The organism is Burkholderia sp. WAC0059, from assembly GCF_002870125.1.
Classification (GTDB): Bacteria; Pseudomonadota; Gammaproteobacteria; order Burkholderiales; family Burkholderiaceae; genus Paraburkholderia.
Map to the genome: position 1 here is coordinate 98,544 of NZ_PNEO01000004.1, position 21,342 is coordinate 119,885.

The following is a 21,342-nucleotide window of genomic DNA, read 5'->3' on the forward strand; positions in this document are numbered from 1 at the left end:
GCAGCGGCTTCAGCGGCCTCAGCGGCCCGCCGCGACGAGGTAATGCGCGGCGATCCCCACGAACAGCACGCCGCCGAGCCAATTGTTGTGCCGGAACGCCGCAAAGCACGGCATCCGCTCGCGGCCGCGGATCAGCGTGTAGTGATAGACGGCGCAGCCCGCAGCGGCAACCCAGCCGAGCCAGTACAGCGGCCCGAAGCCGAGCGCGACGCCGAGCCCCGCGTAGATGGCGAGCGTCGCCGCGTAGCAGAGCATGATGGCGAGCACGTCGAAGCGGCCGAACGTAATCGCGGACGTGCGAATGCCGATCCTGACGTCGTCGTCGCGATCGACCATCGCGTATTCGGTGTCGTAGGCGACCGACCAGAACACGTTCGCGACGAGCATGAGCCACGCGAGCGGCGGCACCTGGTTTTGCACGGCCGCGAACGCCATCGGAATGCCGAAGCCGAACGCGATGCCGAGATAAGCCTGCGGAATCGCGAAGAAGCGCTTCGTGAACGGATACGAGGCCGCCACGAACACGGCCACGACCGAGAGCTGTCGGGTCAGCGCGTTGAGCGGCAGGATCAGCAGGAACGACAGCGCCGCGAGCCCGGCCGCGATCGCGATGGCCTCCCAGGCGCGAATGCGGCCCGAGGTGATCGGCCGCTCGGCCGTGCGCTTGACGTGGCGGTCGAAGTCGCGATCCGCGTAATCGTTGATCGCGCAGCCGGCCGAGCGCATCAGCACCGTGCCGATCGCGAAAATGGCGAGCAGCGACGGCGCCGGATGACCGCCCGAGGCGATCCACAGCGCGTTGAGCGTCGGCCACAGCAGCAGCAGGCTGCCGATCGGCTTGTCCATGCGCACAAGGCGCAGATAGAGCGGGAGTCGGGCGAACATGGCGAAATCGGGCAAAACGGCGCGGCGCGCCTGTCGGGCGTCTATTGTAGGCCAGACGGAGGCCAGCCCCGTGCCTTCCCGGGCCGGCGCGATCGGCCTGAACCCGTCCGGCGCACGCGGGCGCCTCCCATAAAAAAACCGGCCGGGATCGCTCCCGGCCGGCCATTCGTCCAACACGCCGCCCAAAACCGATCGATCAGGCGAGCATCGAGCGCAGCATCCATGCGGTCTTTTCATGCGTCTGCATGCGCTGCGTCAGCAGGTCGGCGGTCGGCTCGTCGTTCGCCGACTCCGTGGCCGGGAAAATCTCGCGCGCCGTGCGCACCACCGCTTCCTGGCCCTCGACGAGCTGGCGGATCATCTCCTCGGCGGCCGGCACGCCGTCCGCCTCGGGGATCGACGAGAGCTTGCCGAAATCCTTGTAGCTACCCGGCGCGAACACGCCCAACGCGCGAATGCGCTCGGCGATCAGGTCGACGGCCGTCGCCAGTTCGGTGTACTGGGTTTCGAACATCAGGTGCAGCGTGTTGAACATCGGCCCCGTGACGTTCCAGTGAAAGTTGTGCGTCTTCAGGTAAAGCATGTAGGTGTCGGCGAGCAGGCGCGACAGCCCTTCCGCGATCTTCTTGCGGTCCTTGTCGCTGATGCCGATGTTGACGTGCTGCACGGTGGATTTTTTTGCCATGACGATTCCTTTGGACAGTGAGACGAACCCGGCCCGGCATCCGGCGAACCCGCGGCGCGGGCCGCCGTTCGCGGACGCTCGAACGGGGGTCAGTGTAGCGTAGAAAGCTTGTGCATCCGTCCCCGGACGCGCGCGGTCAGCCGCCGAACGCGCGCTGCAACCCTTGCGCGACGAGAACGACGAAACCGCTGCCGACGATCGCGAATCCCACGGTTCGACGTACCGCCGTCGAGGCGCGCACGAGCGGGCCCTGCGCGGCAATCGCGCCGGCGGCGCTGCCGGCGGCTTCAACCGCCATCGTCATCATCCGGATCATGGTCGTTCTCCCTGGCTTCAAACGTCTTCGAAAAAAACAGGACACGCGGGCGTGTGGTCGCTCAGAAAGCCAGCGCGCGATCGACGAGCAACGAAAAGGCGACCGTGCGCAGGCCCTTTTCAGGCGCCGTGGGCGCCGCTGCGAGCGCGGCCGCGCCTGGCGCTTGAGTCTCGGACTGGGGAACGGCGGACGACGGAACGGTCTGATGCATGGTTTCCTCCTCGAAAAGCCGGCCAATGATCGGCGGGCCATGGAAGGAACTATAACAAAGCTATTGTTTTATAGTTTTTGATTTATTTTATCTATTCAATAGGCGGTCTTCCGCGCCTGGCAAGTCCCTTCCAGCCCGATCCGGCGGCGCCTCCGGGCGAAGCGCCGCCGTGTCCGTTCAGGCCATCACGACCGACGACGCGTCCAGCTTCTTCACGCCCGGCAGGTCGCAGGCGGTGATCGCCTCGCAGATCGCCTCGATCGCGGGCATCCGCGTGAAGCTCTTGCGCCAGGCCAGCACCACGCGCCGGTCCGGCACCGGATCGTCGAACGCGACGTAGGAAAGCAGGCCGGCGTCCACGCCGCCCGCGTGCGGCTTGACCTCGTGCACCGACATGCGCGGCAGCACGGTAATGCCGACGCCGCTCGCGACCATATGGCGGATCGTCTCGAGCGAGGAGCCCTCGAACGTCTTCTGGATACCGTCGGCGTTCTGCGAAAAACGCATCAGCTCGGGGCACACGCCGAGTACGTGGTCGCGAAAGCAGTGGCCGCTGCCGAGCAGCAGCATGGTTTCCTGCTTGAGGTCGTCGGGGTTGATCTTCGAGCGCCGCTCCCAGGCGTGGCCCGACGGCAGCGCGACGACGAACGGCTCGTCGTAGAGCGGACGCAGCGTGAGGCCGGTTTCGGGGAACGGCAGCGCCATGATGGCCACGTCGATCTCGCCCTGTTTGAGCAACTCGATCAGTTTGAGCGTGTAGTTCTCCTGGAGCATCAGCGGCATCTGCGGCACGCGCTTGATCATCTGCTTGACGAGCGTCGGCAGCAGGTAGGGCCCGATCGTGTAGATCACGCCGAGTCGCAGCGGCCCCACGAGCGGGTCCTTGCCCTGCTTGGCGATTTCCTTGATGGCGAGCGTCTGCTCGAGGACGCGCTGGGCCTGGGTCACGATCTGCTCGCCGATCGGCGTCACGCTGACTTCGCTCGTGCCGCGTTCGAAAATCTGCACGTTCAGCTCGTCTTCGAGCTTCTTGATCGCCACCGACAGCGTCGGCTGGCTCACGAAGCAGGCTTCTGCCGCCCGTCCGAAGTGCCGCTCGCGCGCGACCGCGACGATGTATTTCAGTTCAGTCAGCGTCATTGGGGACCAATCAGAAGGGAAATTCGATAGGTTCTAGTTATACACCGATGAGGCCGATTCGCCAACCTCCGGCGCGCCGGCGGCGCAAAAAACGGGACTGGATCAATCGCCGGCGCCGCGGCAGGCCGGTTCCGGCCTGGGGGACAAATCGCCCGAATCGCCCGTTCAGGCCTTCAGATACTGCTCGCGCGCGCCGAGCCAGCGGTTCAGGTGCTGGACGACGACGTGCGGGTGGTCGGCAAGCAGCCGGTCGGCCGCGCCGCGCGCCGGCTCGATGAGCCAGGCGTCGTGCTCGAGGTCGGCGAACCGCAGCATCGCGGCCCCCGACTGGCGCGCGCCGAGGAACTCGCCGGGCCCGCGGATTTCGAGGTCGCGGCGCGCGATCTCGAAGCCGTCGGTCGTCTCGCGCATGGTCTGCAGCCGCGCGCGGCCGGCGATCGAAAGCGGCCCGCTGTAGAGCAGCACGCAGACCGACGCCACGCTGCCGCGCCCCACGCGGCCGCGTAGCTGGTGCAGTTGCGCGAGACCGAAGCGCTCGGCGTGTTCGATCACCATCAGCGAAGCGTTCGGCACGTCCACGCCGACCTCGATCACCGTGGTCGCGACGAGTAGCTGAACCTCGTTGCGCGTGAACGCATCCATCACGGCGGCCTTCTCCGCGGGCGCGAGCCGTCCGTGCACGAGGCCGACGCGCAGCTCCGGCAATGCGGCGACGAGCGTCTCGTAAGTCTCGACGGCGGTCTGCAGTTGCAGCGTCTCGCTCTCCTCGATGAGCGGACAGACCCAGTAGACCTGGCGGCCCGTCAGCGCGGCCTCGCGCACGCGCGCGATCACCTCGTCGCGGCGCGCGTCGGCCACGAGCTTCGTCAGCACCGGCGTGCGGCCCGGCGGCAATTCGTCGATCGTCGAAACGTCGAGGTCCGCGTAGTAGGTCATCGCGAGCGTGCGCGGGATCGGCGTCGCCGACATCATGAGCTGGTGCGGCTGGAACTCGCGGCCGGCGTCGGCGGCGCCGCGCGCGTTCTGCGCCTTCGCGCGCAGCGCGAGCCGCTGCTCGACGCCGAAGCGGTGCTGCTCGTCGACGATCACGAAACCGAGCCGCGCAAACGCCACGGCATCCTGGATGATCGCGTGCGTGCCGATGACGAGCTGCGCCGTACCGAGCGCGGCCGCCTCGAGCGCCGAACGCTTCGCCTTCGCCTTGAGGCTGCCCGCGAGCCAGGCCACCTGCACGCCGAGCGGTTCGAGCCAGTCGCGCAGCTTGCGCGCGTGCTGCTCGGCGAGAATTTCGGTCGGCGCCATCAGCGCAGCCTGGTAGCCGGCGTCGATGGCCTGGGCGGCGGCCAGCGCCGCCACCACGGTCTTGCCGCTGCCGACGTCGCCCTGCAACAGCCGCTGCATCGGATGCGGCTCGGCGAGGTCGCGCGCGATTTCGGCGACGGCGCGCTGCTGCGCGCCCGTCAGCCCGAACGGCAGCGCGGCATAGAGGCGCGAGACGAGCGAGGCCGGCGCTACGTCCAACCCCGTGCCCTGTGCATTACCCGATTTCGCGTCCGCTGCGCGCAGCGGCATCGCCGGAGCCGAGCGCGTGCGGCGCTCGGCCTGCGCGCGCTTGAGCGAGAGCTGCTGCGCCAGCAGTTCCTCGAACTTGATGCGCGTCCACGCCGGATGCGTGCCGTCGACGAGCGCGGTCTCGTCGGCATCGACGTCGGGATGGTGAAGCGTGCGCACGGCGTCCATGAGGCCCGGCACGCCGAGCGGCTCCAGATAGTTACGCGCGACGGATTCGGGCAGCAGCTCGGGCAGCGACGTGCGCGCCAGCGCGTTGTCGATCGCCTTGCGCAGATAGGCCTGGCTCACGCCGGCCGTCGTCGGGTAGACGGGCGTGAGGGCCTGCGGCAGCGGCGTGTCGTCGTCGACGACGCGCACGGCCGGGTGCACCATCTCGAGCCCGAAGAACCCGCCGCGCACGTCGCCGCGCACGCGCAACCGCTTGCCCAGCGCCATCTGCGCGACCTGCGAGCCGTAGAAGTTCAGGAAGCGCAGCACCAGCTCGTGGCCGGCGTCGTCGCGCAGCTTCACGAGCAATTGGCGGCGCGGCCGGTACGCAATCTCGTTGTCGAACACCACGCCTTCGGTCTGCGCGATGCCGCCGGGCAGAAGCTCGCCGATCGGCGTGAGCGTCGTCTCGTCCTCGTAGCGCATCGGCAGATGCAGCACGAGATCGATGTCGCGCGCGAGCCCGAGCTTCGCGAGGCGATCGGCCGTTTTGGCGGCGGCGGGCTTGTCTGCCGCCTTCGCGCGTCCCGCCTTGCCGCCTCCTTCCGCGCCTTTCGGCGCGCGGGACTTCGATGCCCCGGCCCCCCTCGGCGTGGCCGGCGCCGCATCGCTGTCGGCTGCGGACTCGCGCGTCCCGCCCGAGAGACCGGACTCGGACTCGGAATCGGCGGACATCGGATCGGGCATCGAACGGCGGACGGACGAGGGCATGGGCGGCTTCGCAAGTACAATATCGGCTTTCCGGCGGGGCGCGCAGAGCGCATCGGCGATCAGGACGACAAGGCGGACGACGGGGCGGACGACGAAGCGCGCGTCGCGCGCGAACCGCCCCGCCGTTGCGCCGTCCCGCAATCATAGCCGCTCGCCGTCGGCGGGCGGCGCATTCCCGCTTCATCCTGGCCGCATGCTCAAGCTTTCCGATTTCGATTTCGATCTGCCCGCCGAGCTGATCGCGCAGACCGCGCTGCCCGAGCGCAGCGCGAGCCGCCTGCTCGAGGTAAGCACCGCGACGCGGCCGGCCGCTCTCGCCGACCGCCGCTTCGCCGATCTGCCCGACTGCCTCGCGCCGGGCGACCTGCTCGTCTTCAACGACACGCGCGTGCTCAAGGCGCGCTTCCTCGGCCAGAAGGCGAGCGGCGGCCGGATCGAGGTGCTGGTCGAGCGCCTGACGGGCGCACGCACGGCGCTCGCGCAGATTCGCGCGAGCAAGAGCCCGGCGCCGGGCACCGCGCTGCGCCTCGCCGACGCGTTCGAGGTGACGGTGGGCGAGCGCGTCGAGCCGTTCTACACGCTGCACTTCCCCGACGATTGTCTCGCGCTCATCGAACGCTACGGCCGCCTGCCGCTGCCGCCCTACATCGCGCACGACGCCGACGCGACCGACGAAACGCGCTATCAGACCGTGTTCGCGCGCCACCCCGGCGCCGTGGCCGCGCCGACGGCGGGCCTGCATTTCGACGACGCGCTGCTCGCGCGGCTCGACGCGCGCGGCATCGAACGCGCGACGCTGACGCTGCACGTCGGCGCGGGCACGTTCCAGCCGGTGCGCGTCGAGAACCTCGCCGAGCACCGCATGCACAGCGAGTGGTACGAACTGCCGGCGTCGCTCGTCGAACGCATCGAGGCGACGCGCGCGCGCGGCGGCCGCGTGGTCGCCGTCGGCACGACCTCGATGCGCGCGCTCGAAGCCGCCGCGCGCGACGCCGCGGCCACCGGCCGCCCGCTCGCCGCGACCTCGGCGGAAACGGACATCTTCATCACGCCCGGCTACCGGTTCCGCGTCGTGGACCGGCTCGTGACGAACTTTCACCTGCCGAAATCGACGCTGCTGATGCTCGTCTCGGCGTTCGCGGGCTTCGAGACGATCCGCGAGGCCTACCGGCACGCCATCGCGCAGCGCTACCGGTTCTTCAGCTACGGCGACGCGATGCTGCTCACGCGCGCCGCGCCGCCGGCGGGCGAGCCCGGCTGAAGCGACGGGCACGGCCGACCCCGCCCGCCACCGCATGGCCCCGCCACGCCGCTTTCATCCGCCGCCCGCGCTCGCGCGGACGGCGTTCATCGTCTGCGCCGGGCGGGCCGGTCCGACGCCGGCGCTTCGGCGCCAGGCACCGGCCCCACGCAGCACCTTTCCGGTCGCACAGGAGCTTTGACATGACCGACGGTCATCCCCACGACAGCCTCGCCCAGCCGGGCATCCCCTCCGGTGCGCAGCCGAAGCCGGACAGCGGCCTCGCCTTCGAACTGCTCGCGACGGACGGCCTCGCGCGCCGCGGCCGCCTCACGCTGAACCACGGCACGATCGAAACGCCGATCTTCATGCCCGTCGGCACCTACGGCACCGTCAAGGCGATCCAGCCGCGCGAGCTCGAGGAGATCCGCGCGCAGATCGTCCTCGGCAACACGTTCCACCTCTGGCTGCGCCCCGGCCTCGACACGATCGCCGCGCACGGCGGCCTGCACCGCTTCATGGGCTGGCAGCGGCCGATCCTCACCGATTCGGGCGGCTTCCAGGTGTTCTCGCTCGGCGAGCTGCGCAAGATCACCGAGGAAGGCGTCGCGTTCGCCTCGCCCGTCAACGGCGACAAGCTGTTCCTTTCGCCCGAGGTGTCGATGCAGATCCAGAAGGTGCTCGACTCCGACATCGCGATGCAGTTCGACGAATGCACGCCCTACGCCACCGACGGCGTGCCGACCTCGCACGAGGACGCCGCCGCGTCGATGCGCCTGTCGCTGCGCTGGGCGAAGCGCTCGATCGACGAGTTCGCGCGGCTCGGCAATCCGAACGCGCTGTTCGGCATCGTGCAGGGCGGCATGTACGAGGACCTGCGCGACGAATCGCTCGCGGGCCTTGCCGACCTGCCGTTCCACGGCTACGCGATCGGCGGCCTGTCGGTCGGCGAGCCGAAGGAGGACATGATGCGCGTGCTCGGCCACGTCGCACCGAAATTGCCCGCCGACAAGCCGCATTACCTGATGGGCGTCGGCACGCCGGAAGACCTCGTGGCGGGCGTCGCCGCCGGCATCGACATGTTCGACTGCGTGATGCCGACGCGCAACGCGCGCAACGGCTGGCTCTTCACGCGCTTCGGCGACCTCAAGATCCGCAACGCGACGCACCGCAATTCGCTGCGCCCGCTCGACGAACAATGCGGCTGCTACACGTGCCGCCATTTCACGCGCGGCTACCTGCATCACCTGCACCGCGTGGGCGAAATTCTCGGCGCGCAGTTGAACACGATCCACAACCTGCACTACTACCTCGAACTGATGGGCGAAATGCGTTCGGCCATCGAAACCGGCGCGTTCGAGGCGTTCCGGCGCCGTTTCGAGGCGCAGCGCGCGCGCGGCGTGGATTGAGCGGAGGGCGATGCGGCGAAATGCCCCGTCTCGTCCGATCCGGCTTCGCCCTAACCGCCCCATTTATTACGAAACCCCTTCGCAACCTGACCGTCCGGCACATTCCGTCGGACGCCGGCCCGGCGATAACAGCTTGATCGGAAAGCGCATTTGCCTCCACGTCGAGAAAGGAGCCGGTGGTAGAATGTCGGGCTCGACTTTTCTGATCGTGTAACCACGGAGAGACCAACGTGTCGTTCATTTCCAACGCCTTCGGGCAAAACGCTGGCGGAGCCAGCTCCAGCCTGATGAGCTTCCTGCCGCTGATCCTGATGTTCGCCGTGCTGTACTTCATCATGATCCGCCCGCAAATGAAGCGTCAGAAGGAGCACCGCAACATGCTGTCCGCCATGGCCAAGGGTGACGAAGTCATCACGAACGGCGGCATCGTCGGCAAGGTGACGAAGGTGAGCGATGCCTACGTCGGCGTCGAAATCGCGGAAGGTACCGAGATCACCGTGCAGAAGTCGGCCGTCACGACGGTTCTGCCCAAGGGCACGATCAAGTCGCTGTAAGCGACTGATCCGGCCGCGCCCGGCATCGCGCCGGGCCGCCCCTCGCCCCGGGCCGCATACCAGCGGAGAACCGGCCTCCCGCGCCGCTTTCCCAGGCAACCCCCTCCCCCGTTGGGCCATCCCATGAACCGTTACCCTCTCTGGAAATATGTCGTGATGCTGGTGGCACTCGCCATCGGCGTCCTGTACACATTGCCCAATCTCTTCGGCGAAGCGCCGGCGGTGCAGGTGACGAGCGGCAAGGCCACCGTCCAGCTCGACGCCGGCACGCTCTCGCAGATCGAATCCGCGCTCGCCGCGAGCCACATCGCGGCCGACGACGTCACGTTCGACAACGCCTCGAGCAACGCGAACATCCGCGTGCGCGTCGCCGACACCGACACGCAACTGCGCACGCGCGATCTGCTGCAAAAGACGCTGAACAGCGACCCGACCGATCCCGACTACGTCGTCGCGCTGAACCTGCAAAGCGCGTCGCCGCGCTGGCTGACCGCGCTGCGCGCGCTGCCGATGTACCTCGGCCTCGACCTGCGCGGCGGCGTGCACTTCCTGCTGCAGGTGGACATGAACGGCGCGCTCGTCAAGAAGCTCGACTCGGACGCCTTGGACGCGCGCACGCTGCTGCGCGACCGCGACATCCGCGACGGCGGCGTGAACCGCGTCGACCAGTCCGTCGTCGTCGACTTCGCCGACGCGGCGACGGCGAACACCGCGCGCACTGCGCTCACGACCGGCGTGTCCGAGCTGCAATGGGCGACGCAGAACGGGCCCCAAGGCGACTACCAGCTCGTCGGCACGTTCACGCCGGCCGTGCGCAACGCGGTGGAGGCCGCCGCGCTCCAGCAGAACATGACGACGCTGCACAACCGCGTGAACGAGCTCGGCGTGGCCGAGCCGATCATCCAGCAGCAGGGCAGCGACCGCATCGTGGTCGAGCTGCCGGGCGTGCAGGACACCGCGAAGGCGAAGGAAATCATCGGCCGCACGGCAACGCTCGAAGCGCGCCTCGCCGACCCCGACAACCTCCACCCGAACCCGGGCGACCCCGTGCCGCCCGGCGACGAGCTCTTCACCGAAGGCAACCAGGCGCCGGTGATGCTGAGAAAGCAGGTGATCTTCACGGGCGACCGCATCATCGACGCCTCGGCCGGCTTCGACGATCACCAGCGCCCGGCGGTCAACATCCGCCTCGACGCGGCGGGCGGGCGCGCCGTGCAGAGCATCTCGCGCGACAACATCGGCAAGCCGATGGCGATGGTGCTGTTCGACAACGGCCGCGGCCAGGTGCTCACGGTCGCGACGATCCAGTCCGAGCTCGGCGACCGCTTCCAGATCACCGGCCAGCCCACGCCGCAGGCCGCCGCCGACCTCGCGCTGCTGCTGCGCGCGGGCTCGCTCGCGGCGCCGATGAACATCATCGAGGAACGCACGATCGGCCCGAGCCTCGGCGCGGACAACATCCACAAGGGCTTCGACTCGGTGGTGGGCGGCTTCATCGCCATCGCCGTGTTCATGACCGTCTACTACATGCTGTTCGGCATCATCTCGGTCGTCGCGCTGTCGGTGAACCTGCTGCTGCTCATCGCGGCGCTCTCGATGCTGCAGGCCACGCTGACGCTGCCCGGCATCGCCGCCATCGCGCTCGCGCTCGGCATGGCGATCGACGCGAACGTGCTCATCAACGAGCGCATCCGCGAAGAGCTGCGCCGCGGCGCGCCCCCGCAGCTCGCGATCCAGAACGGCTACAAACACGCCTGGGGCACGATTCTCGACTCCAACGTGACGACGCTGATCGCGGGCCTCGCGCTGCTCGCGTTCGGCTCGGGCCCGGTGCGCGGCTTCGCGGTCGTGCACTGCATCGGCATCCTGACCTCGATGTTCTCGGCGGTGTTCTTCTCGCGCGGCCTCGTGAACCTCTGGTACGGCGGCAAGAAGAAGCTGAAGTCGCTCGCGATCGGCCAGGTCTGGCGGCCGGCGGCCGACGCCGGCCAGGCGGCGCTCGCGGACGAGACCGGTACGGCGCCGGTCGCGGCCGGCGCCGCCGCGAAAACGCAGAAGGCGGCGAAGCCGGCACGCACGGGCAAGCCCGTGGCGCGCCGCCGTTCGGGCCCGGACAGCCCGGGTTCGACGTCCGGCAAACCGGGCTCGTCCCGCTGACCCCCGGAGAAGAACATGGAATTTTTCCGCATCCGTAAAGACATTCCGTTCATGAAGCGCGCGTTGATCTTCAACGCGATCTCGCTCATCACGTTCATCGCCGCGGTGTTCTTCCTCGTGCATCGCGGGCTGCACCTGTCGATCGAATTCACGGGCGGCACGGTGGTCGAGGTGCAGTATCCGCAGGCGGCCGATCTCGAATCGGTGCGCGGCTCGCTCGCGAAGATCGGCTACGGCGACTCCGAGGTGCAAAGCTTCGGCACCTCGCGCGACGTGCTGATCCGTCTGCCGATGCGCGCCAACCTCAGCTCGGCGCAGCAGAGCGACCAGGTGATGGCCGCGCTGACGACCGCCGATGCCCAGGTGCAACTGCAGCGCGTCGAGTTCGTCGGCCCGCAGGTCGGCAAGGAGCTCGCGACCAACGGCCTGCTCGCGCTCGCCTGCGTCGTGGTCGGCATCGTGATCTACCTGTCGTTCCGCTTCGAATGGAAGTACGCCGTGGCCGGCGTGATCGCGAACCTGCACGACGTCGTCATCATTCTCGGCTTCTTCGCGTTCTTCCAGTGGGAGTTCTCGCTCTCGGTGCTCGCCGCCGTGCTCGCGGTGCTCGGCTACTCGGTCAACGAGTCCGTGGTCATCTTCGACCGGATTCGCGAAACCTTCCGCCGCGAACGCAAGATGAGCGTGACCGAGGTGATCAACCACGCGATCACGAGCACGATCTCGCGGACCATCATCACGCACGGCTCGACGCAGATGATGGTGCTCTCGATGTTCCTGTTCGGCGGCCCGACGCTGCATTTCTTCTCGCTCGCGCTGACCATCGGCATCCTGTTCGGCATCTACTCGTCGGTGTTCGTCGCGGCGGCGCTCGCGATGTGGTTCGGCGTGAAGCGCGAGGATCTGATCCGCGAAAAGAAACAGCAGCAGCACGATCCGAACGACCCGAACGCGGGCGCGCAGGTTTAACGACGCGCGGCGCGATACCCTGGTCGCGGCGGGGGCCGGTTCAATCGAACCGGCCCTCGTCGTTTCCGGGGTCGCCGAAGGAAGCGCCGGGGAGGTCGCCGCAAGGCGCCACGGCGCGGAACCGGCGGGCAGCGGCGGGCAGCGGCAACCGGCCGGGCGCGCACGAACGGCGAGAACCCCGGCACCGGGACGCGATCCGGTGGAGAATGGCGAGCGCGCTGCGCAGCGTTCGCGCGCCGACCGGACCGCCGCATGCGGCGAGGAAAGGCCGCCGGTCCGCCCGGCTTGCGCGGCGCCGCCGCGCGTTTGGTAACATGGCGCGAGTTCGCCCGTGCCCGGGCGGACCTGCCGGCACCGCCTCCCCCGTTTTCGTCGCTTTGGGTCATCTGCTCGCATGGCTGAGGACAAACTGATCGCGTGTCACGACTGCGATGCGCTGCTCGAGAAGCCGCGTCTGGCCGACCGTCAGACCGCGCGCTGCCCGCGCTGCCGCGCGATGCTCTATCAGAGCGCATCGACGAAGCTCGACTGGATCAGCGCGATCACGCTCGCCGCGCTCATCACGTTCGTGATCGCGCAGTCCTTTCCGATCGTCGAACTCGAAGCGAACGGCATCACCTCGCGCTCGAGCCTGTTCGGCGCGCTCGTCGTGCTCTGGGAAGAGGACATGCAGATCATCGCGGTCCTGGTGTTCTGCGCGACGGTCCTGTTCCCGCTGACCGAGATGGTCGCGCTGCTCTACGTAATGCTGCCGGTACGACGCGGCCGCATCCCGCCCGGCTTCAACGCGGTGCTGCGTGCGATCCAGTTCGTGCGCCCCTGGGGCATGCTCGAAGTGTTCATGCTCGGCGCGCTCGTCACGATCGTGAAGATGGCGAGCCTCGCGCGCGTCATTCCCGAAACGGCGCTGTTCGCCTTCGGCGCGCTCACGCTGATGCTCACCGTCGTCGTCACGTTCGACCCGCGCACGCTCTGGGACATCGCCGACGCGCTGCGCGCCGGCCGCTCGCCGACCCCGGCGCCGTCGCCGCCGGGCCGCCGCGAGCCGCATCTGGCCGGACCGGAGACGAATCCCCGATGAATTACCTGAGCGCGCGCCGGGCCGGCCTCGCTTCGTGCCACGCGTGCGGCCACCTCCAGCCGCTCGCGCGGCCCGCCGCGCCGAACGCGCGGCAGGCGCCGCAGCGCTGCGCGCGGTGCGGCGCGACCATGCACTCGCGCCGCCCGGACAGCCTCGCGCGCACATGGGCATTCCTCATCGCCGCGGCCCTGCTCTACATCCCGGCCAACCTGCTGCCCGTCATGCACACGGCGTCGCTCGTCGGCAGCGAGGACGACACGATCATGAGCGGCGTCGTCTACTTCTGGACCTCGGGCGACTGGCCGCTCGCCGTCATCGTCTTCGTGGCAAGCATCCTCGTGCCGATGCTCAAGCTCTCCGTACTCACGCTGCTCGCGTGCACCGCGCAGCGCCGCTCCACGTGGCGGCCCGTCGAGCGCGCGAAGCTCTACCGGCTCGTCGAGTTCATCGGCCGCTGGTCGATGCTCGACGTGTTCGTCATCACGCTGACCGTCGCGCTCGTGCGCTTCCGCTCGCTCGCGGTCATCACGGCGGGACCGGGCGCGATCGCGTTCGGCGCGGTCGTGATCCTGACCATGCTCGCCTCGAAACAGTTCGACCCCCGGCTGATCTGGGACCCGATGAACGACGAGACCTCGCCTTCGCCCCGGCCGCACTCTCAGGACCCCCTTCATGAATAGCCCGCAAGGACCGACCGAACCGACACCGCCCCGCCTGCCCGCGCCCGACATCGTGCCGCCGCGCCGCTGGCTACCCTCGCTCGTCTGGATCGTGCCGCTCCTCGCCGCGCTCGTCGGCGTCGCGCTCGTCGTCGAATCGATCGCGAAGCGCGGGCCCGTCATCACGATCAGCTTTTCGAGCGCCGAGGGCATCGAGCCGGGCAAGACCCAGGTCAAGTACAAGGACGTCAACATCGGCTCGGTCCGCTCGGTCAAGCTTTCGCCCGACCTCTCGCACGTGCTCGTCAGGGTGGAGCTGACCAAGGACGCCGAGCCGTTCGCCGTGAAGGACAGCCGCTTCTGGATCGTGCGCCCGCGCATCGGCGCGAGCGGCGTCTCGGGGCTCGGCACGCTGCTCTCGGGCTCGTACATCGGCACCGACGCCGGCCGCTCGAAGGCGAAGGAGACCGACTTCGTCGGCCTCGAGACGCCGCCCGCGGTCACGCTCGACGAAAAGGGCCATCACTACACGCTGCACGGCGACTCGCTCGGCTCGGTCGACATCGGCTCGCCGATCTTCTACCGGCGCGTGCAGGTGGGCCAGGTGACGGGCTTCTCGCTCGACCAGGACGGTACGGGCGTCACGCTGCAGGTCTTCATCAACGCGCCCTACGACCAGTACGTGGGCACCAACACGCGCTGGTGGCACGCGAGCGGCGTGAACCTGCAGCTCGATTCGAGCGGCTTCAAGCTCAACACGCAGTCGCTCGCCACCGTGATCGTCGGCGGGCTCGCGTTCCAGACGCCGCCCGGCCAGGCGAAGGGCCCGCAGGCGCCGGACGGCCAGACCTTCGAGCTCGCCGGCGACCAGAGCGACGCGATGCGCGACCCCGACGGCCCGCCGATGCACGTCGTGATGAACTTCAACCAGTCGCTGCGCGGCCTCGCCGTCGGCGCGCCGATCGATTTCCGCGGCATCGTGCTCGGCCAGGTCACCGACATCGGCGTCGAGTACGACGCGAAGACGCACAACTTCACGATGCCCGTCACGATGGACGTCTACCCGTCGCGCCTGCTGCGCCACGCGGACGGCTCGCTACCGGCGCCGAACACGCCGCAGAGCCGCGAGCTGCTGCGCGAGCTGATCGCGCACGGCCTGCGCGGCCAGTTGCGCACGGGCAACCTGCTCACGGGCCAGCTCTACGTCGCGGTCGATATCTTCCCGAACGCCGCGCGCGCGTCGGTGGACCTGACACAGGACCCGATCACGCTGCCGACCATACCCAACACGCTCGACGAGCTGCAGCTCCAGATCGCCGACATCGCGAAGAAGCTCGACCAGGTGCCGTTCGACCAGATCGGCAACAACCTGAACAGCTCGCTCAAGAACGCCAACCAGTTGTTCTCGCAGCTCAACACCCAGTTGCTGCCGCAGGCGCGCGACACGCTGGCGGCCGCGCAGCATACGTTCGGCGCGGCCGAATCGACGCTGCAGCAGGATTCGCCGCTGCAGTCCGACGTCCACGAGGCGCTCCAGCAGCTCACGCGCACGCTGCAGTCGCTCAACGCGCTCTCCGACTACCTGGAGCGCCACCCCGAATCGCTGCTGCGCGGCAAACCAGGAGATCAGCCATGAAGCCCATCCGGCGCCCCGCCTCCGCGCCCCGCGCCTGCCTCGCGTCGCGCGCCGCCGGCGTCGGCACGGCGACGGCCAACCCGCCCTGGCTCATCGCGCTCGCGCCCGTGGACGTGCCGGCCCTGGTCCAGAAGAACCAGCTCGTCGTCCAGCGGGACGCGGCCCGCGTCGACGTGCTCGAACAGGAACGCTGGGCCTCGCTGCCCGGCGACGAGATCCGCCGCGCGCTCTCGGGCGACCTCATGCGCCAGCTCGGCACGATCGACGTCTACGGCACGCCCTATCCGGGCAACCTGCCGGTCTACCGCGTGAGCGTCAACGTCGCGCGCTTCGAGTCGTGGCCCGGCTCGCACGCGCTGATCGACGCCGTCTGGAGCGTGCGCTCGCTGCGCGCGCGGACCTCGATGACCTGCCGCAGCGTGATCAGCGAGCCGGTCGGCGCCGGCTACGAAGCGCTCGTGGACGGGCATCGCCGCGCGGTGGAAGCGCTCGCCACGGCGATTTCGGGCGGCGTGCGCACGCTGGCGGACGCGCCGCCCGCCAATCGACTGACAAACGCGTCGTCGTCGGACGAGGGCATGACGAGCATCGCCTGCCCGGTTGCGGCACCCAGCGCCGGCATAGAGGGCCAGCCGGCCGGCTGACGTCTGCGCGACGGCCGGCCGGCTGAGCCATGCTGACCGGTCGCCCGTCCCCAAAGGCTCGCCCAGAGCTCACCCAAGGCGCTCCTTCGGCCCCGAACGGCGCGTAGCCGCCCCGGAAGCGGCCGCGCACCCGCGTACAATAGCGCCTTCCTGCAGCGTCCCCGGCCTTCCCCATGTCCTTCGAATTCTTCGTTCCCTGCCCGCGCGGGCTCGAATCCGCGCTCGCCGCCGAGCTGGCCGAAACGGGCGAGCGCCGCCTGCCGCCCGGCGCGCTCGTCACGGGCGCCGAAGTGCCCGGCGGCGTGCATCTGCGCGGCAACTGGGCCGCCGGCATGGCCGCGAACCTCCATTCGCGACTCGCGAGCCGCGTGCTGCTGAAAATCGCGCAACGCCCCTATCGCAGCGAACACGACATCTATGCGCTCGCGCACGAGCAGCGCTGGGAGCAGTGGTTCTCGGCGAACGAGACGCTGCGCGTGGACGTCACGGCGATCAAGTCGCCGCTCAGGAGCCTCGAATTCGCGACGCTGCGCGTGAAGGACGCGATCTGCGACCGGCTGCGCGAGGTAAGCGGCGCGCGGCCGAGCATCGACACGGCCGAGCCCGACGTGCGCGTCTTCGCATTCCTCACGGCCACCGACTGCACGCTCTACCTCGACACCTCCGGCGAACCGCTCTTCAAGCGCGGCTGGCGGCTCGACAAGGGCGCGGCGCCGCTGCGCGAGAACCTCGCGGCCGGCATTCTGCGGCTCACGGGCTGGACGCCCGGCACGCCGCTCTACGATCCGATGTGCGGCAGCGGCACGTTCCTCGCCGAGGCGGCCCAGGTCGCGCTCGACATCGCGCCCGGCATCGAGCGGCGCTTCGGCTTCGAAAAACTGAAGCAGTACGACAAGGCCGCCTGGCGCCATCTGAAGGACGCCGCGCTGCAGGCGCGCGAGGCGGCCCGCGCGGAGAAGCGCGACCTGCTGATTTTCGGCAGCGACATCTCCGGCGACATGATCGAGAAGGCGCGCGCGAACTTCGCGCGCGCGGGGCTCGCCGGCGTGCCGCTCAAGCAGCTCGACGCGCGGGGCATGACGGCGCCGGCCGCGACGCCGGGCATACTCGTCGCGAACCCGCCCTACGGCGAGCGCATCGAGGTACGCGGACGCGGTCCGCGCGGCGAGGCGCGCCCGACGGGCCGCGAACTGCGCGCCGGCGGGGACGGCGATGAAGAAGGCTTTCGCCGCGCCCGGCCCGACGAAACCGACGGCGAATTCTTCCAGGCGTTCGGCGACGCGCTCAAGCAGCGCTTCACCGGCTGGCACGCGTTCGTCCTCACCTCGGACCGCAAGCTGCCGGGCCAGATGCGCCTGCGCGAATCGACGAAGACGCCGCTCTACAACGGCGCGCTCGAATGCCGGCTGTTCCGCTTCGATCTCGTGGCCGGCAGCGTGAGGCAGCGGGCGGGCGCAACGGGCAGCCGCGACGCCGGCAGCGACACGAGCAGCGACGCACCGCAGGCGTAGCAGGCACACCGCGCGCGAATCGGGGGCACGTTCATGGGCGCGCGCCCGCTGCCGGCGCGCGTCCGGCAGCACCGGCTTTCCCCCGGTAAAATGCCGTTCCATGAAACAGGAAACCTGGGCGCCACACGTCACTGTGGCGGCGATCGTCGAGCGCGACGGACGCTTTCTCGTCGTCGAAGAGCACACGGCGGCCGGGCTGCGGCTGAACCAGCCGGCCGGGCATCTGGAGCCGGGCGAGACGCTCGTCGAGGCCGTCGTGCGCGAAACGCTCGAGGAAACGGCGCATCCGTTCGCGCCCGAGGCGCTCGTCGGCGTCTACATGACGCATTTCGGGCAACCGGGCGAAAGCGGCGCGACCTATCTGCGCTTCACCTACTGCGGCCGTGCGGACGAGGCGGTCGCGGGACGCGCGCTCGACCCCGACATCGTCCGCACGCACTGGATGAGCGCCGACGAGTTGCGCGCCGCGAGCGCGCGGCACCGCACGCCGCTCGTCATGCGCTGCGTCGAGGACTTTCTCGCCGGCCGCCGCGTGCCGCTCGACTTCGTGCACACGCACGCGGTCGCGCCGGGTTTCCGGACACCGGGCAGTCAGTCATGAGCAAGCAAAGGGTCGTGGTGGGCATGTCGGGCGGCGTCGATTCGTCGGTGACCGCGTGGCTGCTCAAGGAGCAGGGGTACGACGTCGTCGGTCTCTTCATGAAGAACTGGGAAGACGACGACGACAGCGAGTACTGCTCGACGCGCGAGGACTGGATCGACGTGGTGTCGGTCGCGGACCTCCTCGGCATCGACGTCGAGGCCGTGAACTTCGCGGCCGAGTACAAGGACCGCGTGTTCGCGGAGTTCCTGCGCGAATACTCGGCCGGCCGCACGCCGAACCCGGACGTGCTCTGCAACGCCGAAATCAAGTTCAAGGCGTTCCTCGACCACGCGATCTCGCTCGGCGCCGAAACGATCGCGACCGGCCACTACGCGCGCGTGCGCGAGCGCGACGGCCGCTTCGAACTGCTCAAGGCGCTCGACCACACGAAGGACCAGTCGTACTTCCTGCACCGCCTGAACCAGGCGCAGCTCTCGAAGACGATGTTCCCGCTCGGCGAGATCCCGAAGACGAAGGTCCGCGAGATCGCCGCGCAAATCGGCCTGCCCAACGCGAAGAAAAAGGATTCGACCGGCATCTGCTTCATCGGCGAGCGTCCGTTCCGCGAGTTCCTGAACCGCTATCTGCCGACGAAGCCCGGCCCGATGAAGACGCCCGAAGGCAAGGTGGTCGGCGAGCACATCGGTCTCGCGTTCTACACGTTCGGCCAGAGAAAGGGCATCGGCCTCGGCGGCAGCCGGGACGGCAGCGGCGAGCCGTGGTTCGTCGCCGGCAAGGACATCGCCTCGAACACGCTCTACGTCGTGCAGGGACACGATCATCCGTGGCTGCTCTCGCACGTGCTCGGCGCGGGCAACGTGAGCTGGGTCGCGGGCGAGCCGCCGGCCGGCGGCCACGCGTGCGGCGCGAAAACGCGCTATCGCCAGGCCGACGCGGCCTGCGCGTTCCGCGCGGCGCCCGCGGAAGACGCCGGCGCGTTCGAGCTGCACTTCGACGCCGCGCAATGGGCCGTCACGCCGGGCCAGTCGGCCGTGCTCTACGACGGCGAGGTCTGCCTCGGCGGCGGAATCATCGAATACGCGGCCACGGCCCAGCCCCGCGCCCAGGCCGCGCCGGCGCACGCCGCGGCCTGAGCGCCGCGACACGGGCTCGGGCCGGTCCTGGCGAAGCGCCGTCGGAGGACGGGCGCACGATACGCCGGCTTCGGCGCACGCCTTCCTCCGGGCACGTCGCCGCGGCCGCCGTGGGTGACTTCTTCGCCCTCCTCCGCTTTTTCCTTCTTCCGTCCTTTTCCTCTTTTCCTGTCCGTTATCGGGGACGCGTCCCGCTGAAACGCCCCTAAGCGCCCCTAAACCCACCGCCGTCTGCTCGATTCCTCACTCGTTTCACGAACTTACGGCATCATGTGCGCGCATCCCGTGCCTGCCGGCTCAGGAGATAAGGCCGGCGCGGCGCGTTCGTCCCGTTCAAGGAGTCCCCAATAATGTTTTCGAGACGCTATCTCGCCCTGTGGTGCTTCGGGCTGCTGTTCGCGGCCTGCGCCGTCGCGGCGCTCTTCCATCGGCTGTCCTGGCTGTGCGCCGTCGTGCCGGCGCTGCTCGTGCTGCTCGGCCTCTACGACCTCTCGCAGCAGCGCCACGCCATCCTGCGCAACTATCCCATCTGGGGCCATCTGCGCTTCATATTCGAATTCGTGCGGCCCGAAATCCGCCAGTATTTCGTCGAGGACGACACCGACGGGCGGCCGTTCTCGTGGCAGCAGCGCAGCATCGTCTACCAGCGCTCGAAGAACGCGGTCGACAGCCGCCCTTACGGCACGGAACTCGACGTGGCGGCAATCGGCCACGAATGGATCAGCCATTCGCTCGCGCCGACGACGCTCGACGACTGCGACTTCCGCATTCTCGTCGGCGGCACGCGCGCGCAACCGTACTCGATGTCGATCTTCAACATCTCGGCGATGAGCTTCGGCGCGCTGTCGGCCAACGCGATCCGCGCGCTGAACCTCGGCGCGAAGAAAGGCCATTTCGCGCACGACACGGGCGAAGGGTCGATGTCGAAATACCACCGCGAGCACGGCGGCGACATCATCTGGGAAATCGCCTCCGGCTACTTCGGCTGCCGCAACGACGACGGCACGTTCAACCCGGAGAAGTTCGCGCGCCAGGCCGCCGAACCCCAAGTGAAGATGATCGAGGTAAAGCTCTCGCAGGGCGCGAAGCCGGGCCACGGCGGCGTGCTGCTCGCGGCCAAGGTCACGCCCGAGATCGCCGAGACGCGCGGCATCCCGCTCGGCAAGGACTGCGTCTCGCCCTCGCGCCACACCGAATTCTCGACGCCGCGCGGACTGCTCGAATTCGTCGAGCGGCTGCGCACGCTCTCGGGCGGCAAACCCACGGGCTTCAAGCTCTGCATCGGGCATCCGTGGGAATTCTTCGGCATTGCGAAGGCGATGCTCGAAACGGGCATCCTGCCTGACTTCATCGTCGTGGACGGCGCCGAGGGCGGCACCGGCGCGGCGCCGCTCGAATTCACCGATCACATTGGCACGCCGCTTCAGGAAGGACTGCTGCTCGTGCACAACACGCTCGTCGGCATCGGCCTGCGCGAGAAGATCCGCATCGGCGCGAGCGGCAAGATCGTGACCGCGTTCGACATCGCGAAGACGCTCGCGATCGGCGCGGACTGGGTGAACTCGGCGCGCGGCTTCATGTTCGCGGTGGGCTGCATCCAGGCGCAGAAGTGCCATTCCGACCGCTGCCCCACCGGCGTCGCGACCCAGGACCCGGTGCGCCAGCGCGCGCTGAACGTGCCCGACAAGGGCGAGCGCGTGTTCAACTTCCACGCCAACACGCTGCATGCGCTGAAGGAACTGATCCAGGCCGCCGGCCTTGCCGGACCGCAGGCGCTGCGCGCGCACCACATCGTGCGGCGCGTCTCGTCCTACGAGGTGCGGCTGATGTCGGAACTGCTCAAGTACCTGCAGCCGGGCGACCTGCTCGACGGCCGCTATCGGTATCAGTTGTACGAGAAGTGGTGGCCCATCGCGCGCAGCGATTCGTTCGCGCCGCAATTGGAGGAGGAAAGGGCCGGCAAGGAGGCCGCGCTCGCCGTCTGAACCCGCAAAGCCGCCCGCCGGGCGCGCGGCTTC

General features: G+C 69.0%; 19 protein-coding genes. 13 read left to right on the forward strand and 6 right to left on the reverse strand.

Annotated features, from left to right (window positions below):
- Positions 1–18 precede the first annotated feature (18 nt).
- The 6 genes from ubiA to recG form a co-directional block, all read right to left on the reverse strand.
- On the reverse strand, positions 19–885 hold the full coding sequence (gene ubiA / locus CY652_RS05620; RefSeq protein WP_102129717.1) for a 4-hydroxybenzoate octaprenyltransferase: 867 nt from the start codon (positions 883–885) through the stop codon (positions 19–21).
- A gap of 196 nt (positions 886–1,081) precedes the next feature.
- Entirely contained in the window at positions 1,082–1,570 is a 489-nt protein-coding gene (locus tag CY652_RS05625; protein ID WP_102129718.1) for a Dps family protein, read from the reverse strand.
- A gap of 136 nt (positions 1,571–1,706) precedes the next feature.
- Positions 1,707–1,886, reverse strand: a complete 180-nt coding sequence (locus CY652_RS05630) for a hypothetical protein (protein ID WP_102129719.1) — start codon at positions 1,884–1,886, stop codon at positions 1,707–1,709.
- 61 nt (positions 1,887–1,947) lie between these two features.
- Positions 1,948–2,097, reverse strand: a complete 150-nt coding sequence (locus tag CY652_RS24380; RefSeq protein ID WP_180970426.1) for a hypothetical protein — start codon at positions 2,095–2,097, stop codon at positions 1,948–1,950.
- Between the two features lie 177 nt (positions 2,098–2,274).
- Positions 2,275–3,237: a hydrogen peroxide-inducible genes activator gene (locus CY652_RS05635; protein ID WP_102129720.1), complete on the reverse strand. Its 963-nt coding sequence runs from the start codon at positions 3,235–3,237 to the stop codon at positions 2,275–2,277.
- 165 nt (positions 3,238–3,402) lie between these two features.
- The gene (gene recG / locus CY652_RS05640) at positions 3,403–5,691 is read right to left on the reverse strand and encodes an ATP-dependent DNA helicase RecG (RefSeq protein WP_102129916.1); all 2,289 of its coding nucleotides are present in this window, start codon (positions 5,689–5,691) and stop codon (positions 3,403–3,405) included.
- Between the two features lie 229 nt (positions 5,692–5,920).
- Between recG and queA the strand changes: the two genes are divergently transcribed.
- The 13 genes from queA to CY652_RS05705 all read left to right on the forward strand — a co-directional run bounded on the left by queA (position 5,921) and on the right by CY652_RS05705 (position 21,309).
- A complete protein-coding gene (gene queA, locus CY652_RS05645; protein WP_102129721.1) occupies positions 5,921–6,988 on the forward strand; it encodes a tRNA preQ1(34) S-adenosylmethionine ribosyltransferase-isomerase QueA in 1,068 nt (355 codons plus the stop codon).
- Positions 6,989–7,170: 182 nt separating this feature from the next.
- On the forward strand, positions 7,171–8,376 hold the full coding sequence (gene tgt, locus CY652_RS05650) for a tRNA guanosine(34) transglycosylase Tgt (RefSeq protein WP_102129722.1): 1,206 nt from the start codon (positions 7,171–7,173) through the stop codon (positions 8,374–8,376).
- 230 nt (positions 8,377–8,606) lie between these two features.
- Positions 8,607–8,930, forward strand: coding sequence for a preprotein translocase subunit YajC (gene yajC / locus CY652_RS05655; RefSeq protein WP_102129723.1), 324 nt, complete (start codon positions 8,607–8,609; stop codon positions 8,928–8,930).
- A gap of 123 nt (positions 8,931–9,053) precedes the next feature.
- On the forward strand, positions 9,054–11,087 hold the full coding sequence (gene secD / locus CY652_RS05660) for a protein translocase subunit SecD (protein ID WP_102129724.1): 2,034 nt from the start codon (positions 9,054–9,056) through the stop codon (positions 11,085–11,087).
- A 15-nt stretch (positions 11,088–11,102) separates the two neighbouring features.
- Positions 11,103–12,056 carry a protein translocase subunit SecF gene (gene secF / locus CY652_RS05665; RefSeq protein WP_102129725.1) on the forward strand — a complete coding sequence of 318 codons (954 nt, stop codon included), beginning with the start codon at positions 11,103–11,105 and terminating at the stop codon, positions 12,054–12,056.
- Between the two features lie 394 nt (positions 12,057–12,450).
- Entirely contained in the window at positions 12,451–13,137 is a 687-nt protein-coding gene (locus CY652_RS05670; RefSeq protein ID WP_102129726.1) for a paraquat-inducible protein A, read from the forward strand.
- Positions 13,134–13,817, forward strand: a complete 684-nt coding sequence (locus CY652_RS05675) for a paraquat-inducible protein A (protein WP_102129727.1) — start codon at positions 13,134–13,136, stop codon at positions 13,815–13,817. Before CY652_RS05670 ends, CY652_RS05675 begins: the two co-directional genes overlap by 4 nt.
- Entirely contained in the window at positions 13,810–15,432 is a 1,623-nt protein-coding gene (locus CY652_RS05680) for a PqiB family protein (RefSeq protein ID WP_102129728.1), read from the forward strand. Before CY652_RS05675 ends, CY652_RS05680 begins: the two co-directional genes overlap by 8 nt.
- Positions 15,429–16,076: a PqiC family protein gene (locus CY652_RS05685; RefSeq protein WP_102129729.1), complete on the forward strand. Its 648-nt coding sequence runs from the start codon at positions 15,429–15,431 to the stop codon at positions 16,074–16,076. The genes CY652_RS05680 and CY652_RS05685 overlap by 4 nt, the downstream gene beginning before the upstream one ends.
- A 173-nt stretch (positions 16,077–16,249) precedes the next feature.
- On the forward strand, positions 16,250–17,587 hold the full coding sequence (locus CY652_RS05690) for a THUMP domain-containing class I SAM-dependent RNA methyltransferase (RefSeq protein ID WP_102129730.1): 1,338 nt from the start codon (positions 16,250–16,252) through the stop codon (positions 17,585–17,587).
- Between the two features lie 100 nt (positions 17,588–17,687).
- Entirely contained in the window at positions 17,688–18,188 is a 501-nt protein-coding gene (locus CY652_RS05695) for an NUDIX hydrolase (protein WP_102129731.1), read from the forward strand.
- Positions 18,185–19,324, forward strand: coding sequence for a tRNA 2-thiouridine(34) synthase MnmA (mnmA, locus tag CY652_RS05700; protein WP_102129732.1), 1,140 nt, complete (start codon positions 18,185–18,187; stop codon positions 19,322–19,324). Before CY652_RS05695 ends, mnmA begins: the two co-directional genes overlap by 4 nt.
- A gap of 350 nt (positions 19,325–19,674) precedes the next feature.
- Positions 19,675–21,309: an FMN-binding glutamate synthase family protein gene (locus CY652_RS05705; RefSeq protein ID WP_102129733.1), complete on the forward strand. Its 1,635-nt coding sequence runs from the start codon at positions 19,675–19,677 to the stop codon at positions 21,307–21,309.
- Positions 21,310–21,342 lie beyond the last annotated feature (33 nt).

Excerpts from the sequence above, each read along its gene's own strand:
- CY652_RS05675 (WP_102129727.1), top strand. The coding sequence starts at position 13,134 with ATGAATTACCTGAGCGCGCGCCGGGCCGGCCTCGCTTCGTGCCACGCG.
- secF (WP_102129725.1), top strand. The coding sequence starts at position 11,103 with ATGGAATTTTTCCGCATCCGTAAAGACATTCCGTTCATGAAGCGCGCG.
- CY652_RS05705 (WP_102129733.1), top strand. The coding sequence starts at position 19,675 with ATGTTTTCGAGACGCTATCTCGCCCTGTGGTGCTTCGGGCTGCTGTTC.
- CY652_RS05685 (WP_102129729.1), top strand. The coding sequence starts at position 15,429 with ATGAAGCCCATCCGGCGCCCCGCCTCCGCGCCCCGCGCCTGCCTCGCG.
- mnmA (WP_102129732.1), top strand. The coding sequence starts at position 18,185 with ATGAGCAAGCAAAGGGTCGTGGTGGGCATGTCGGGCGGCGTCGATTCG.
- CY652_RS05690 (WP_102129730.1), top strand. The coding sequence starts at position 16,250 with ATGTCCTTCGAATTCTTCGTTCCCTGCCCGCGCGGGCTCGAATCCGCG.
- CY652_RS05670 (WP_102129726.1), top strand. The coding sequence starts at position 12,451 with ATGGCTGAGGACAAACTGATCGCGTGTCACGACTGCGATGCGCTGCTC.
- secD (WP_102129724.1), top strand. The coding sequence starts at position 9,054 with ATGAACCGTTACCCTCTCTGGAAATATGTCGTGATGCTGGTGGCACTC.
- CY652_RS05630 (WP_102129719.1), bottom strand. The coding sequence starts at position 1,886 with ATGATCCGGATGATGACGATGGCGGTTGAAGCCGCCGGCAGCGCCGCC.
- ubiA (WP_102129717.1), bottom strand. The coding sequence starts at position 885 with ATGTTCGCCCGACTCCCGCTCTATCTGCGCCTTGTGCGCATGGACAAG.
- CY652_RS05635 (WP_102129720.1), bottom strand. The coding sequence starts at position 3,237 with ATGACGCTGACTGAACTGAAATACATCGTCGCGGTCGCGCGCGAGCGG.
- CY652_RS05695 (WP_102129731.1), top strand. The coding sequence starts at position 17,688 with ATGAAACAGGAAACCTGGGCGCCACACGTCACTGTGGCGGCGATCGTC.
- CY652_RS05680 (WP_102129728.1), top strand. The coding sequence starts at position 13,810 with ATGAATAGCCCGCAAGGACCGACCGAACCGACACCGCCCCGCCTGCCC.
- tgt (WP_102129722.1), top strand. The coding sequence starts at position 7,171 with ATGACCGACGGTCATCCCCACGACAGCCTCGCCCAGCCGGGCATCCCC.
- queA (WP_102129721.1), top strand. The coding sequence starts at position 5,921 with ATGCTCAAGCTTTCCGATTTCGATTTCGATCTGCCCGCCGAGCTGATC.
- recG (WP_102129916.1), bottom strand. The coding sequence starts at position 5,691 with ATGTCCGCCGATTCCGAGTCCGAGTCCGGTCTCTCGGGCGGGACGCGC.
- CY652_RS05625 (WP_102129718.1), bottom strand. The coding sequence starts at position 1,570 with ATGGCAAAAAAATCCACCGTGCAGCACGTCAACATCGGCATCAGCGAC.
- CY652_RS24380 (WP_180970426.1), bottom strand. The coding sequence starts at position 2,097 with ATGCATCAGACCGTTCCGTCGTCCGCCGTTCCCCAGTCCGAGACTCAA.